The following is a 14,611-nucleotide window of genomic DNA, read 5'->3' as shown; positions in this document are numbered from 1 at the left end:
GGCCGAGGCGCCAGGACTTGATTCCGCAGGATTTCATCGACCAGCTGCTGTCCCGCGTCGACATCGTCGACGTGGTGGACCGCTACGTTCCGCTGAAGCGGGGCGGGCAGAACTATATGGCCTGCTGCCCCTTTCACAAGGAAAAGTCGCCCTCATTTACGGTGAGTCCCAGCAAGCAGTTCTACCACTGCTTCGGCTGCGGCGCGCACGGTTCGGCCATCGGCTTCGTGATGGAGTACCAGGGCATCGGCTTCATCGACGCGGTCAAGATGCTGGCCGAGGGCATCGGCATGCAGGTGCCGAACGAGCGCAACCTCAATCCGGAGGCCAGCCGCAAGGCGCGCGAGAAGCAGGTCTCGCTGGAGCAACTGATGCAGCAGGCCAGCGATTTCTACCGCCGCGAGCTGAAAGGCGCGGCCAACGCCGTCGCCTATTGCAAGGGGCGGGGGCTGTCAGGCGAAGTCGCGGCCCGCTTCGGCCTGGGCTACTCGCCGGACGGCTGGCAGAACCTGGAAGCCGCGGTCGACAACTACCAGGACGACAAGCTGGTGGAGGCCGGCCTGGTGATCGTGGCCGAGGATAGCGGGCGCCGCTACGACCGTTTCCGCGACCGGCTGATGTTTCCGATCCGCAACCAGCGCGGCGCCATCGTCGGCTTCGGCGGGCGGGTGCTGGGCAAGGGCGAGCCGAAGTATCTGAACTCGCCGGAAACGCCGCTGTTCGAGAAGGGCCGCGAGCTGTACGGCCTGTACGAGGGGCGCCAGGCGATACGGGATAAGAACCGGGTTCTGGTGGTCGAAGGGTATATGGACGTGGTGGCGCTGGCGCAGTACGGCATCGGCTACGCGGTGGCCACATTGGGCACCGCCACCACCGGCGAGCACGTGCGCAAGCTGCTCAAGCACGCCGAGCAGGTGTATTTCTGCTTCGACGGCGACGCCGCCGGACAGAAGGCCGCCTGGCGCGCGCTGGAGAACAGCCTGCCGCAGCTGGTGGACGGCAAGGCGCTGAACTTCCTGTTCCTGCCGACCGAGCATGATCCGGACAGCTATGTGCGCGAATTCGGCGCCGATGCGTTTGAGCAGTTGTTGGTTCAGGAAAGCCTGCCGCTGTCGGTGTATTTCACCCGCGAGCTGTGCCGCGGCGTCAATCTCGGCACGCCGGAAGGCAAGGCGGATCTGATCCGCCAGGCGTCGCCGCTGCTGGCCCAGATCGCCGCGCCGGCGCTGGGCTACATGATACGCAAGCGGCTGGCTGAAATGGCCGGCGTGGATGTCGACGAGCTGGACATGCTCACCGGAGGCGGCAAGCCGCAGCGGTCCGAGCGCGGCAGTCGCGGCGGCGGCAAGCGCGAGTACAGGCTGCCGGCGGAGTCGCAGCGGGTGGTCAACACCACCATGGTCAAGAAATTGATCAAGTGGCTGCTGATGAATCCGCAATGGGCGGGCGACGTCAAATTGCCGGACAGCCTGGCGCTGTCGGATGAGTTGGGCTGCTTCGCGATGCTGGCCGAGCGGGTGCTGGAGCACGGCGACGCGCCGAACACCGCGCAATTGATCGAAGGGCTGCGCGGCACGCCGTACGAGGGTTTGATCGACGGCGTGCTGCAACAGGCGATGCAGGATCCGGACGAGTTCGCCGACCCCAGCGACGATGACCGGCAGCTGTTCCAGGACGGCAATGCCAGGCTGCTCAAAATGCTGCATGCGGAGCAACTGGAACGGCTAAAACTGAAGGACCGGCACGAGGGACTGACTCTGGAGGAGAAGGTTCTGATGGGCCAGTTGTTGCGGGAAATGTTCTCGCCGTCGAACTAACGGGTTCGACGGAAAAGTTCAAGTGGTTGTGTTATAATCAACTGTTTTTTTCGGCTTTTTTTCAAGCAGGAAGCGAAATGGCGGCCTCTCCCGAAAACCAGAAAGATGTGCAGGACAGCCAACAAGAGGTGATGAGCCTGGAAGAGCAGCGGAAACGCTTGCGCCAGCTGATCGCCCTGGGCAAAGAGCGTGGGTATCTGACCTACGCCGAAATCAACGACCACCTGCCGGAAGACGTATCCGACGCTGAGCAGATCGAAAACATCGTCACGATGATCGCCGGTCTGGGCATTCAGGTATGCGAGGAAGCGCCTGACGCCGAAACCTTGCTGATGTCTGACGCCACCCCGTCGGTGGCGGATGAAGACGCCGTGGAAGAGGCCGAGGCGGCCTTGTCCTCGGTTGATTCCGAATTCGGCCGCACCACCGACCCGGTGCGCATGTACATGCGCGAAATGGGCTCGGTCGAGCTGTTGACCCGCGAGGGTGAGATCGAGATCGCCAAGCGCATCGAAGACGGTCTCAAATACATGATCCAGGCCATCTCCGCCTGCCCCGGCACCATCGCCGAGGTGCTGGAGCTGATGGAGCGCGTGTCGCGCGATGAAATCCGCGTCGACGAAGTCGTGGACGGTTTCATCGACCTCAACGCCCCGACCGAAGACGAAGCCCAATTCGCCGAAGCCGAGGACAGCGATGATCTGCTGGACGAGGAAGAGGAAGAGGAAGAGGACGAGGAAGGCGAGGTCGACGCCGACGCCGACGCCGCGGCCAATCTGGAAGAACTGAAGCAGCACGCGCTGGAGCACTTCGCCGGCGTGCGCATGCTGTTCGACAAGATGGTCAAGGCGCTGGGCTCCAAGGGTCCGCAGAGCAAGGAATACCAGGAGTTGCAGGACGCGATCACCACCGAGTTCATGCTGGTGCGCTTCGCAACCCGCCAGGTGGAAAGCCTCTGTGAGTCGCTGCGCGGGCGCGTCAACGAGATCCGCACTTACGAGCGCGATATCCAGGACATCTGCGTCAGCCGCGTGCGCATGGACCGCGCCCACTTCATCAAGGTGTTCCCGGGCAACGAGATCAATACCGACTGGGTGGAAAGCGAGATCGATTCCGGCAAGGCCTGGAGCGAGGCGCTGACCCGCTTCAAGCACGCGATCATCGAGAAGCAGACCCGTCTGTCCGATCTGCAGGACCGGGCGATGCTGTCGATCAAGGCGCTGAAGGAAATCAACCGCCAGATGTCGGCCGGCGAGTCCAAGGCGCGTCGCGCCAAGAAGGAAATGATCGAGGCCAACCTGCGTCTGGTGATTTCCATCGCCAAGAAGTACACCAACCGCGGCCTGCAGTTCCTGGATCTGATCCAGGAAGGCAACATCGGCCTGATGAAGGCGGTGGACAAGTTCGAATACCGCCGCGGCTACAAGTTCTCGACTTACGCCACCTGGTGGATTCGCCAGGCGATCACCCGCTCCATCGCGGACCAGGCGCGCACCATCCGCATCCCGGTGCACATGATCGAGACCATCAACAAGATGAATCGCATCTCGCGTCAGATCCTGCAGGAAAGCGGCCGCGAGCCGGATCCGGCGGAACTGGCCGAAAAGATGGAGATGCCGGAAGAGAAGATTCGCAAGATCATGAAGATTTCCAAGGAGCCCATCTCCATGGAAACCCCGATCGGCGACGACGACGATTCCCATCTCGGCGACTTCATCGAGGACCAGAACAACCTGGCCCCGTCCGACGCGGCGATGTATTCCAGCCTGAAGGACGCGACCAAGGAAGTGCTGGACACGCTGACCCCGCGCGAGGCCAAGGTTCTGCGCATGCGTTTCGGCATCGACATGAACACCGACCACACGCTGGAAGAGGTGGGCAAGCAGTTCGACGTGACCCGTGAGCGGATCCGCCAGATCGAGGCCAAGGCGCTGCGCAAGCTGCGTCATCCGACCCGTTCCGAGCGTCTGCGCAGCTTCCTGGACAGCGAGCCGGGCGGCCAATAAGCGCACCGCTTGAATTGTCGGAAATCCCCAAGCTCCTTGAATAAAGGGCTTGGGGATTTTTCTTTTCCCCTGCTATAATCGCCCACTCTTCAGGGCCTCTAGCTCATGCTTGGTTAGAGCAGCGGACTCATAATCCGTTGGTGCCGAGTTCGACTCTCGGGGGGCCCACCAGATACAAGGGGTTGCGCGCAAGCGCAACCCCTTTTCCTGTTTCTCCGAAACTAGCTGGCCGTTCGCCGTTTTCTTGAGCGAATGGCGTATCCCGCCTGGTGACGATCCACCCTTCCCATGCAAGAAACCCGCGGCGTTTGCGACTAATCTGCAAACGGCAGGGGGAGAGCGCTATGGAGTGCTGGAAAACGATTTGCTGGTCTGGGATGCTGTTGATCTTCGCGCAGCCGGCGCAGGCGGCCGGAGCTTGCGTCCTGAGCGGGGCGCAGGAGGCCGGCCGGCAGGCGTCGCTGCTGGAGCTGTACACCTCGGAGGGATGCAGCAGTTGCCCGCCGGCCGAAAACTGGCTGTCCGGGCTTGCCATGGCGGGGCTGGACGCGAAGCGGGTGGTGCCGCTGGCTTTCCATGTCGATTACTGGGATGGACTGGGCTGGCGCGACCGTTTCGCCAGCCCCGATTATTCGCAGCGCCAACGCTGGCGCGCGGCGCTGGCCGGATCGTCGCTGATTTACACCCCGCAGATGCTGGTCAATGGACATGATTGGCGTTTCTCTGGCTACGATGGCCTGCGGGCTAGCCTTCCCAGCGGGCAGGCGGGTGCCGCGCTGCGGGTGAGGGGGCGGCAAGCGGGGGATGGCCTGGACATCGAGGCAGAGGCCGTTCTCGGGCCCGGCGAGCCGCCGCTGCGTCTGATGCTGGCGCTGTTCGAGGACGGCCTGCAAAGCCGGGTGAGCGCGGGAGAGAACGAGGGCAGGCTGTTGAAGCACGACGCGGTGGCGCGGACCCTGGCCGGTCCTTTTCCGCTGAGCGGCGCCAAAACGACGCTGAAATTGCACTTGCGCTTCGCCGTTGGCCAGAGGCCGGGCGCCAGCGGCGCGGCGGTCTGGCTGGAGGACGAGCGGGGGCGGGTGCGCCAGGCGCTGGCCGCGCATTGCGCAGGTGGCTGAACAGACAGGTGCGTTTTTCGCCGGGAATGCCGATCCTATGCGGGGTCCAGCCACGATATTCGCGGCATGGATTGTCGTTCCATCAGTCCGAGGAGCCTGCATGATGTCGCCAGCCGAAGCCCGCAGCATAGTGGAAGCCCTCGCCATTGGAGTGGATCCGCTCAGTGGCGAGCTGTTGTCGCAACACGCCGTTCTCCGGCAGCCGGAAGTGGTGCGCGCGCTGTTCCTGGCCAGCCGGGCGTTGGAGACCGCCTTGAGCCGCGACGAGGAGCGGGAAGGCGGCGAGGCCGCGCCGGCCGCGCTTGTTCCGCCCATTATCGTCGCCCGCCGCCGGCCGCGCGCGCTGGCGGCCTGAGCCGGCTTTAAAACCAAAACGGAGCCCGTGGACTCCGTTTGCCGGGATGCGCGTTACAGCGCGGCGCCGGGCGACAAGCCCTTGGGCAGCAGCAGCCACAGGCTGCCTTGCTGCTTCATCCGGCCGGCATACATGCCGGCCTCGGTGCCGTAGCCCCAGAACAGGTCGGCGCGCAGCGCGCCCTTGATCGCGCTGCCGGTATCCTGGGCATGCACCAGCCGGGTCAGCGGCTCGCTGGAGTGGGGCCAGGTGGTGGACAGGTAGACCGGCGCGCCCAGCGGGATGTAGCGCGGGTCCACCGCGATGCTGTAGCCGCCGGTCAGCGGCACGCCCAGCGCGCCGATCGGCCCGCCGTTGTCGCCTGGCAATTGCTTGAAGAAGATATAGCTCTGGTTGACCGCCAGCAGTTCGTCGCGGCGCTGCGGGTTTTTCGCCAGCCAATCCTTGATCCCCTGCATCGACGCCTGCCCCAGCGTCATTTCGCCCTTGTCCACCAGCCATTTTCCTATCGACTGGTAGGGATAGCCGTTCTGGTCGGCGAAGCCGACGTGCAGGAAGCTGCCGTCGTCCAGCTGGATGCGGCCGGAGCCCTGCACCTGCAGGAAGAACAGCTCCACCGGATCCTCGACCCAGGCGATCACCGGCGCGCTGCCGGCGATGCTGCCCTGGTTGATCTGGCCGCGGGTGAAGTAGGGCAGCAGGCGGGAGCCGGACAGTCTGCCCTTCATGCGGATGCCGCGCGGATCGGCGGGGAAGTCGGCCGGGTTGATTTCGATATTGCCGCCTGCTGCCAGCGCCAGCCGGCCGGGACCGGTCTGTTTGGCGCGCAGCACGCCGCGATTGCGCTGGTTCATCGGCACGTCGACGCTGACCATGTCGCGCGGCGCGCCGTAGACCGGCCACGGCGTGCGTTCGGAGCGGTTGAGGCTGCCGTTGAGCAGCGGCTCGTAGTAACCGGTGATCAGGCCGCTGTCGCGGCCGCCGTCGCGCAGCTTCCAGGCGGTGAAGCGGTTTTCGAAGAAGCGGCGCGCGGCGTCGGCGTCGTTGTCCGCCAGCGCGCCGGCCTCGCGGCAGACGCCGCTCCAGGCTGGTTTCTTCTGCAGGGTCCGGCAGCTTTGGCGCAGGCCTTGGATCGTGTCGCCGACGGCCTGATCGTTCCAGGCGGGAAGGGCGGCCGGGCTGGCGCTGTCGGCTCCGGCAGGGATGCCGGGAGCCGGGAGGCCGGGGACGACGGAAGGGGTGGTGGTGCAGCCGGCCAGCGCCAGCAAGGCCAGCCATAGCGGCCAGCTTTTCTTGAACAGTGTCTGCTTCATGCTTGGGGCCGGATGGCCTTCCCGTGGTAGATGGTCTGGATTGTAACCTGATGGACGGCCCGACGTGATGCCGGGCAGATGTGAAGTCATGGAGCTGAAACAAAACCGAAAAGTTTCATCGTTAACATGGACGGGTCCCATGGATATGGCCGTCGGCGCGGGTGCCGAACGGCCATCGTCGCGAGAAATTTGGAGAAAACGATGAAACGAATCGCAAGCCGCACCCTGCTGTTGGCCGCTCTGGCCTGCTCCGGCGCTTTCGCCGCCCATGCAGTCTATGCCGACGACGCGGCGGTGGCCGCGCCGACCGACGAACAGTTGGCCGTCAGCGTCAAACAGGTTTTGGACGCCGAGCCGGACCTGAAGCCGCTGGACCTGAAGGTGTCCAGCAAGAAGGGCGAAGTGACGATCGAAGGCGTGATGACCGACGATCAGCAGATGTTCAAGGCCGGCCAGGCCGCCGAGAAGGTGCCGGGCGTCAAGTTCGTCATCAACAAGATGGAACAGAAGGGCTGATTCCGGCCCGGGTTTGACGGAATGTGCGAAAAAGCCGGACGACGTCCGGCTTTTTTGCGTCCTGCGTTGGGCCGCTCAGGCTTCGAGCGCCAGCAGCTCGGCCATGGTCTGGCGGCGGCGGATCAGCCTGGGCTCGCCGCCATCCACCAGCACCTCGGCCAGCAGCGGCCGGCTGTTGTAATTGGACGACATCGATGCGCCATAGGCGCCGGCGTCATGGAACACCATCAGGTCGCCGACCGCCGCCGGCGGCAGCGGCCGGGTTTCCACGGTGCCGCCTTCCTGTTGGGTGAACACGTCGCCGGATTCGCACAGCGGCCCGGCCACCACGGTATCCTCCGCGCCGGTTTTTTCATGGCCGTCGGCGTCCAGCACGGTGATGTGGTGGTAGCTGCCGTACAGCGAGGGCCGCATCAGGTCGTTGAAGCCGGCGTCCACCAGCGCGAAGCGGCGGCTCCCCATATTCTTCACCGCGCGCACTTCGGCGAGCAGCGCGCCGGATTCTGCCACCAGGAAGCGGCCGGGCTCGATTTCCAGCCGCACCGGATGGCCGAGGCGCTCGGCGATCCGCCGGCGGGCGGCGTCCCATAATTGGAAATAATGCCCGGTGTCGATGCGCGGCTCGCCGTCGCGATAGGGGATGGACAGGCCGCCGCCGGCGGAGATGGCCTCGATGTCGCAGTCCAGCTTCGCCACCAGGTCCACCATGGCGCCGCACACCTGCTCCAGGTGGCCGTAGTCGACGCCGGAGCCGATGTGCATGTGCACGCCCACCAGCCGCAGCTTGAACTGGCGGATGGCCTGCAGTGCTTCGTCCAGGTCGCCGTGCCAGATGCCGTGTTTGCTGTTTTCGCCGCCGGTGTTGGTTTTCTGGCTGTGGCCGTGGCCGAAGCCGGGATTGATGCGCAGCCATACCGGATGGCCGGGCGCGGCTTCGCCCAGCTGGCGCAGCATGTCGATGGAGCCGGCGTTGACCGGAATGTTCTCGGCCACCACCCTGGCCAGCGTCGGCCGGTCCAGCACGTCGGCGGTGAACACGATGTCGGCGTCCTCGCCGCCGGCGCGGTAGCCGGCGGCCAGCGCGCGTTCGATCTCGCCCAGCGACACCGCGTCCACCTTCACGCCCTCGGCGCGCATCAGCCGCAGGATGTGGGTGTTGGAGTTGGCCTTCTGCGCGTAGCGTATGGTATCGAACGCCTTAAGCTGAGCGATGCGCTGGCGGATGGCCCCGGCATCGTAGACCCATAGCGGGGTGCCGTGCCGGCGGGCGATGTCGGCGAGCTGGCGGTGGTCGAAAGCGTGCATGGCGGCTATTCCGGTTGGGGTTTCAAGCTATGATCCGCCTACAGGATGCAAAAATAAAATAGCAATTTGTTGCCAGTCCTTTCATTTATGATATGGATTGAATTCAGGAAACGGGAGTGGCCGTGTCGATCAATCTGCGTCACGTCGAGGTATTCCGGGCGGTGATGACCAGCGGCAGCGTCAGCGGCGCCGCGCGCTTGCTGCATACCTCGCAACCGACGGTCAGCCGCGAGCTGGCGCGCTGCGAGCAGCTGGTGGGTTTGGCCCTGTTCGAGCGCGGCCACGGCCGGTTGCGGCCCACCCAGCAGGCATTGCAGCTGTTCGCCGAGGTAGAGCGCAGCTTCGTCGGCCTGGAGCGCATCGTCGCCAGCGCGGATGCCATCCGCCGGTTCGCCGGCGGCCAATTGGCCATCGCCTGCCTGCCAGTGTTTGCGCAGGCCTTGTTGCCGGCGGCTTGCGCCGATTTCGCCGCCGATTTTCCCGATGTCGGCGTGGACATCTGTCCGCAGGAGTCGCCGTGGCTGGAGGAATGGCTGGCCGCGCAGCGTTTCGACCTGGGCCTGACCGAGCAGCAGCAGGCTCCGGCTGGTTGCCTGGCGCAGCCTTTATGGCAGGGGGACGAGCTGTGCGTGCTTCCGGCGACGCATCCGCTGGCGGAAAAGCGCAGGTTGGACGCGCGCGATTTCGACGGCCTGTCCTTCATCAGCCTGGCGGCCAGCGACAGCTACCGGCAGCAGGTGGACGCCTGGTTCGCGCGCGAAGGCGTGGCGCGGCGGCTGCAGCTGTCCAGCCATAGCGCGGCTTCGGTTTGCGAGATGGTGAGGCTGGGCCTGGGGGTGGCCATCGTCAATCCTTTGACGGCGCTGGCCGAGGCGGGCAGAGGGGTGGCGGTAAGGCCGCTGGCCGAAGCCATTCCGTTTTCGGTGCAGCTGGTGTTGCCGCAGTTCCGTCCGGTGTCGCCGTTGCCGCTGCGTTTCGTGGATGCTTTGCGCCGGCGGGGGAGCGAGCTGGACAGCAGGCTGGCGGCTTTGCGCGGGTGAGGACGGGAATTGGCGGGGAATGGATGTTGTCTTGATATAAAAGCAATTATATTGCTTAAATATGTCAATGAACTGCATTTGTTCTTGCATTAACCAGTTTGGCAGCATTCTGATTTGTAAAATACTGTCGCATTCTCGAATCCCGTCCTTGCCATGCGGGTATTCGCGCCTGATTTCTTCTCCCCGCATTGACAGGTCCGACTACTTCGTTCATCAATAGTTCCTGGACGCTATCTTTCATAGAGCAAAAGCGCTATTTGCCATGCTTTTTTGAATGATGGCATGAGTTTGCCTTATTTTTCAGTAGTGACCACTGTCTGTCTCACCCTGGCGTGACTGGCAACGGCCGGCACCGCGGGTGCCTGTCTTACCGTCATTCCGCCATGCAGGATTTTTTCCCGGGTCCGCGGCAGTTCTGATTACAAGGAACCCATAATGACGTCGTCTGCGCTCAATCCCTTGCGCCAGCCCAAGCCGTTCTACCTGATCTTCTCGATCGAATTCTGGGAGCGTTTCGGCTTCTACGGCTTGCAGGGCATCCTGGCCGTCTACCTGGTGAAGGCCCTGGGCCTGCGCGAGGCTGACTCCTTCACGCTGTTTTCGTCTTTCATCGCGCTGGTGTACGGCCTGATCGCCGTCGGCGGCTGGCTGGGCGACAAGGTGCTGGGCACCAAGCGCACCATTCTGCTGGGCGCGCTGGTGCTGACCGCCGGTTACGCGATGGTCACCGCGTCGGCCGACCACATCAGCCTGCTGTACCTGGGCATGGGCACCATCGCGGTGGGCAACGGCCTGTTCAAGGCCAACCCGTCGTCGCTGCTGTCCAAGTGCTACGAGGAGAACGATCCTCGCCTGGACGGCGCGTTCACCATGTACTACATGGCGATCAATATCGGTTCTCTGCTGTCGATGCTGGCCACGCCCTGGCTGGCCGACAAGTTCGGCTACGCCCACGCTTTCGCGCTGTCGGTGGTGGGCATGCTGATCACCGTCGCCAACTTCATCCTGATGCAAGGCTGGGTGAAGGAATACGGTTCCGACGCCGACTTCCGCACGCCCAAGCTGTCCATCTGGCTGGCGGTGCTGGCCGGCGTGGTGGTCGCCTGCGCCGCCGCCGCGCTGCTGTTGAAGCACGAGATCATCGCCAACGTGGTGCTGGCCGCGCTGTCCATCGGCGTGGTGGGCCTGTACGTCAAGGAAACGCTGCTGCTGAAGGGCGCCGAGCGCAAGAAGATGATCGTGGCCGCCATCCTGATGCTGCAGGCGACGGTATTCTTCGTGCTGTACAACCAGATGCCGCTGTCGCTGAACTTCTTCGCCATCCACAACACCGAGCACACGCTATTCGGCATCCCGGTGCAGCCGGAGCAGTTCCAGTCGCTGAATCCATTCTGGATCATGCTGGCCAGCCCGCTGCTCGCCCTCTGCTACAACACGCTGGGCAACCGCCTGCCGATGCCGCACAAGTTCGCGATCGGCATGGTGTTGTGCGCCGGCGCCTTCCTGGTGCTGCCGCTGGGCGCCAAGTACGCCAACGCTCAGGGCCTGGTGTCGTCCAACTGGATGGTGCTGAGCTATCTGCTGCAGAGCGTGGGCGAGCTGTTGATCTCCGGCCTGGGCCTGGCGATGGTGGCGCAATTGGTGCCGCAGCGCCTGATGGGCTTCATCATGGGCGCATGGTTCCTGACCTCGGCCGCGTCGTCGGTGATCGCTGGCTGGGTGGCGGGCCTGACCGCCGCGCCGGACAACGTCACCAGCCCGCTGGCCACGCTGGAGATCTATAGCCGCGTGTTCACCCAGATCGGCGTGGTGACCGGCGCGATCGCGATCGTGACCATCATCATCGCGCCGTGGCTGCACCGGATGACGCTGGACGAGAAGCCGGAGCATCCGGAACATGAAATGGCGTTGGACGCCCGCTGAGCGCGGCATCCGCCAAATAGCAACGGGGACCGGTTCGGTCCCCGTTTTGCTTGCCTAGCCGTCCAGCCGGCGGCTCCAGTCTTCCAGCTGGCCGCTTTCCAGCCTTTTCTCGATCAGCTGCCGCCAGGACTCCACCAGCGGCAGCCGGGCGATCTCCAGCAGCAGCTCCCGTTCCAGGCCGCGGCGGTAGAAGACGTCGGCCAGCCGCGCCAGCGTCCATTCGGGATGCGGGCGCGCTAGCAGGCGGATGTCGTCGCCGGCGCCGACATCGCCCTCGCGCAGCACCCGGCAGTACCAGCCGGTGCGGCCGCTGTCCTGCAAGCGTTTGGCCATGTCGCGCTGGTCGAAACGGTGATTGAGCTTCCAGCAAGGCTGGCGGCCCTGGGAGATCTCCAGCACCGCGGAGCCGATAGCCAGCTGGTCGCCCAGGCACAGCGTGGTCTCGTCCATGCCCAGAGTGCTCAGGTTTTCGCCGAATCCGCCGGGGTGCTCCAGCGCCGGACGCGGGCCGATTTCGTCGCGCCAGCGGGTGTAATGCTCGAAGGCGTACAGATGCACCGCCTTGTGCGGGCCGCCGTGGTAGCGGGGATCGCCTTGCTCGTCGCCAGCCAGGCCCAGCGCGCCCAGGGATGCGCGTCCAGCCAGCGGCTGCTTGGCGATGGCGCTGAGCGCGTCGGGGCGGACGAAGGGGACGGCTTTGCCGGTCAATACCGCCAGCACGCAGCCGATGACGGTTTCCCGGCTCATTCCGCCAACTCCACCACCACTCGCTTGTTGCGCGCGCCCTTGCTTTCTATCTTTTTCACCCGCACCCGGCCCACTTCGCCGGTGCGCGCGACATGGGTGCCGCCGCAGGGCTGCAGATCCACGCCCTCCACCTCGATCAGCCGGATCTCCGGCAGGTGCAAGGGCGGCGTCACCGACATGGTGCGGATCAGCTCGGGCTGCGCCTTCAGCGCTTCGCCGCTGGTCATTTTCACCGCGAGGGGCAGGTCGGCCTCCACCAGCCGGTTCAGCTCGGCCTCGATACGCTCCTTGTCCAGCTCCATGCCTTCCGGCAGCGCGAAGTCCAGCCGGCCGGATTCCGCGGTCATGTTGCCGCCGGTGACGCCGGCCTTGATCACCACGCCCAGCAAATGCAGACAGGTGTGGATGCGCATGTGGCGGTAGCGGCGATCCCAGTCCAGCTCCAGCGTCACCTCGGTTCCCGGCGCGAGGCGGGCATCGCTCTCGGTCTGGTGCAGGATGGCGCGGGTCTCGCGGTCGCGGCGGGTATCGGCGATGCGCAGCGTCGCGCCGTCGGCCAGCGTAAGCGTGGCGCTGTCGCCGGGCTGGCCGCCGCCCAGCGGGTAGCACAGCGTGTCTTCCAGCGCGAGGCCGGCGTCGTCGTGGCTTAGCACGCGGGTGGCCAGGCGGGTCTGGTAGGGGTCTTGATAGAATCGTTCCGTCATGATGCGTCCTTTGTCGTCTTGTCTGGACAGGGTGATGGCTGCCGAGCGGGATTTCAAGTGACAGCGCCGCGGAGAAAAGACGGTAACAGCTTGTGGCGCAAGGCTTTAACGCCGATAATCGCCGCCAAATCGTTTTTCTTAAAAGCCGTTTTCAATGCAAAGACACAACCTGGAACACTACAACCCGCCGCCGGACACCGGCCTTTCCGTGATCTACGCCGACAGCTGCCTCCTGGTGCTGGACAAGCCCAGCGGCCTGTTGTCGGTGCCGGGGCGGGGCGAGGACAAGGCCGACTGCCTGATCAGCCGCGCGCAGAAGGTTTACCCGGACGCGCTGACCGTGCACCGTCTGGACATGGACACCTCCGGCCTGGTGGTGATGGGCCGCGGCCCGGAGATGCAGCGCGCGCTGTCCATCGCCTTCATGGACCGCAAGGTGAAGAAGCGCTACATCGCGGTGGTGGACGGCATCGTGGAAAGCAATAGCGGCACCGTGGACCTGCCGCTGATCATCGATTGGCCGAACCGGCCGCGGCAGAAGGTGGATTTCGACGAGGGCAAGGAAGCCATCACCCATTACCGGGTGATTCTGCGCGACACCGGCCGCAACCTCAGCCGGATGGAGCTGGATCCGCAAACCGGCCGCGCCCACCAGCTGCGCATGCACATGCTGCACCTGGAGTCCGGCCACCCCATCCTCGGCGACGACATCTACGCGCCGCCGGAGGCGCTGGCCAAGGCCGATCGCCTGCTGCTGCACGCGTCGCGGCTGGTGTTGCGCCACCCGGTGACTTTCGAGGAGATGGAATTCGAGGCACCGGCGCCGTTCTGAGGCCGGGCCTGGTCCGCAAAAAAGGGATGCTCTTTGGCATCCCTTTTGTTTTGGCCGGCCGGGCCGCTTACTGCCGCGCGGCGCGGACGTTGTCCGTCGGCGCGGCGTCCGCATTGCTGCGCCACGGGTTGATGTCCAGGCCGCCGCGGCGGGTGTAGCGGGCGTAGACGGTGAGCTTCTCCGGCGCGCAGGCGCGCAGCACGTCGACGAAGATGCGCTCCACGCATTGCTCGTGGAATTCGTTGTGCCGGCGGAAGCCGATCAGGTAGCGCAACAGCGCCTCGCGGTCGATCTTCGGCCCGGTGTAGCGGATGGACACGCTGCCCCAGTCCGGCTGGCCGGTGACCAGGCAGTTGGATTTCAACAGATTGCTGCACAGGGTTTCGCTGACGATGTTGGCGGCGTCGGCCTTGAGAATCTCAGGGCAGGGCGAGTAGTGGTCGACCTCGATGTCCAGCTCGTCGATGTACTCGCCTGCCAGTTCGCGTACCTGTTCGGCGGCGAAGGCCTGCGGCAGCGCGATGGAGACCGAAACCTCGGCGCCGGCGGCTGCGGACAGATCGCGCGCCAGTTGGGCTGAGAGGGCGTCGACGCCGTCCATCCGCGTCTGGTTGTAGCTGTTCAGGTAGAGCTTGAACGATTTGGACTCGATCAGCCTGGGGCTGGCCGCCGGGATGCGGAAGGTGGCGATGCCGACCTGCGGCTTGCCGCGGGCGTTGAGCCAGGACAGCTCGAAGCCGGTCCAGATGTCGATGCCGGCGAAGGGCAGCGCGGCTTCATCCACGCCTATCTCGTCGCGCTTGGTTTTGCGCGCGATCGGGAACAGCAGGGAAGGATCGTACTGGTCCTGATAGCTGACGGTCTTGCCCAGCGGCGAATGTTCGGGGGTGAGATGGCTCATGGTTGCGACTTTCTAACCGAATGCTGATGAATCA

Annotated in this window: 13 protein-coding genes and 1 tRNA gene; 9 read left to right on the top strand and 5 right to left on the bottom strand. The window is 64.7% G+C overall.

The window, feature by feature from the left end; all coding sequences use genetic code 11:
- Nucleotides 1–17 precede the first annotated feature (17 nt).
- From dnaG to VL52_RS02335, 5 genes are all read left to right on the top strand, one after another.
- Nucleotides 18–1,817 carry a DNA primase gene (gene dnaG, locus VL52_RS02355; protein ID WP_046155546.1) on the top strand — a complete coding sequence of 600 codons (1,800 nt, stop codon included), beginning with the start codon at nucleotides 18–20 and terminating at the stop codon, nucleotides 1,815–1,817.
- A 77-nt stretch (nucleotides 1,818–1,894) separates the two neighbouring features.
- Nucleotides 1,895–3,823 (top strand): RNA polymerase sigma factor RpoD, encoded by a 1,929-nt coding sequence (rpoD, locus tag VL52_RS02350; protein ID WP_046155545.1) that lies wholly within the window; start codon nucleotides 1,895–1,897, stop codon nucleotides 3,821–3,823.
- 92 nt (nucleotides 3,824–3,915) lie between these two features.
- Nucleotides 3,916–3,994 (top strand) — tRNA-Ile (locus VL52_RS02345).
- A 206-nt stretch (nucleotides 3,995–4,200) separates the two neighbouring features.
- Nucleotides 4,201–4,941 carry a DUF1223 domain-containing protein gene (locus VL52_RS02340; RefSeq protein ID WP_052729059.1) on the top strand — a complete coding sequence of 247 codons (741 nt, stop codon included), beginning with the start codon at nucleotides 4,201–4,203 and terminating at the stop codon, nucleotides 4,939–4,941.
- 100 nt (nucleotides 4,942–5,041) lie between these two features.
- A complete protein-coding gene (locus VL52_RS02335) occupies nucleotides 5,042–5,296 on the top strand; it encodes a hypothetical protein (RefSeq protein WP_046155543.1) in 255 nt (84 codons plus the stop codon).
- Between the two features lie 53 nt (nucleotides 5,297–5,349).
- On the opposite strand, the gene mltA is transcribed toward VL52_RS02335, so the two are convergent.
- The gene (mltA, locus tag VL52_RS02330) at nucleotides 5,350–6,609 is read right to left on the bottom strand and encodes a murein transglycosylase A (protein ID WP_046155542.1); all 1,260 of its coding nucleotides are present in this window, start codon (nucleotides 6,607–6,609) and stop codon (nucleotides 5,350–5,352) included.
- 201 nt (nucleotides 6,610–6,810) lie between these two features.
- Here mltA and VL52_RS02325 point away from each other — a divergent pair, with 201 nt between their 5' ends.
- Complete coding sequence (locus VL52_RS02325; RefSeq protein ID WP_046155541.1) at nucleotides 6,811–7,125, top strand: BON domain-containing protein; 315 nt, start codon at nucleotides 6,811–6,813, stop codon at nucleotides 7,123–7,125.
- A gap of 75 nt (nucleotides 7,126–7,200) precedes the next feature.
- On the opposite strand, the gene lysA is transcribed toward VL52_RS02325, so the two are convergent.
- Complete coding sequence (lysA, locus tag VL52_RS02320; RefSeq protein ID WP_046155540.1) at nucleotides 7,201–8,430, bottom strand: diaminopimelate decarboxylase; 1,230 nt, start codon at nucleotides 8,428–8,430, stop codon at nucleotides 7,201–7,203.
- Between the two features lie 122 nt (nucleotides 8,431–8,552).
- Between lysA and VL52_RS02315 the strand changes: the two genes are divergently transcribed.
- Nucleotides 8,553–9,470 (top strand): LysR family transcriptional regulator, encoded by a 918-nt coding sequence (locus VL52_RS02315; RefSeq protein WP_052729065.1) that lies wholly within the window; start codon nucleotides 8,553–8,555, stop codon nucleotides 9,468–9,470.
- 435 nt (nucleotides 9,471–9,905) lie between these two features.
- Nucleotides 9,906–11,393 carry a dipeptide/tripeptide permease DtpA gene (dtpA, locus tag VL52_RS02310; protein WP_046155539.1) on the top strand — a complete coding sequence of 496 codons (1,488 nt, stop codon included), beginning with the start codon at nucleotides 9,906–9,908 and terminating at the stop codon, nucleotides 11,391–11,393.
- Between the two features lie 54 nt (nucleotides 11,394–11,447).
- Here the strand turns inward: dtpA and VL52_RS02305 are convergent, their stop codons facing one another.
- Both VL52_RS02305 and VL52_RS02300 read right to left on the bottom strand, forming a co-directional pair.
- Nucleotides 11,448–12,140 (bottom strand): MOSC domain-containing protein, encoded by a 693-nt coding sequence (locus tag VL52_RS02305; RefSeq protein WP_046155538.1) that lies wholly within the window; start codon nucleotides 12,138–12,140, stop codon nucleotides 11,448–11,450.
- Nucleotides 12,137–12,844: an alanyl-tRNA editing protein gene (locus VL52_RS02300; RefSeq protein WP_046155608.1), complete on the bottom strand. Its 708-nt coding sequence runs from the start codon at nucleotides 12,842–12,844 to the stop codon at nucleotides 12,137–12,139. Before VL52_RS02300 ends, VL52_RS02305 begins: the two co-directional genes overlap by 4 nt.
- 154 nt (nucleotides 12,845–12,998) lie before the next feature.
- Between VL52_RS02300 and VL52_RS02295 the strand changes: the two genes are divergently transcribed.
- The gene (locus tag VL52_RS02295) at nucleotides 12,999–13,676 is read left to right on the top strand and encodes a pseudouridine synthase (protein ID WP_046155537.1); all 678 of its coding nucleotides are present in this window, start codon (nucleotides 12,999–13,001) and stop codon (nucleotides 13,674–13,676) included.
- A 67-nt stretch (nucleotides 13,677–13,743) separates the two neighbouring features.
- On the opposite strand, the gene queF is transcribed toward VL52_RS02295, so the two are convergent.
- Entirely contained in the window at nucleotides 13,744–14,577 is an 834-nt protein-coding gene (queF, locus tag VL52_RS02290) for an NADPH-dependent 7-cyano-7-deazaguanine reductase QueF (RefSeq protein ID WP_046155536.1), read from the bottom strand.
- Between the last annotated feature and the right edge of the window lie 34 nt (nucleotides 14,578–14,611).

It is taken from the genome of Chromobacterium vaccinii (genome assembly GCF_000971335.1).
Taxonomy (GTDB): domain Bacteria; phylum Pseudomonadota; class Gammaproteobacteria; order Burkholderiales; family Chromobacteriaceae; genus Chromobacterium; species Chromobacterium vaccinii.
This window is presented reverse-complemented; position numbering and strand designations above follow the sequence as displayed.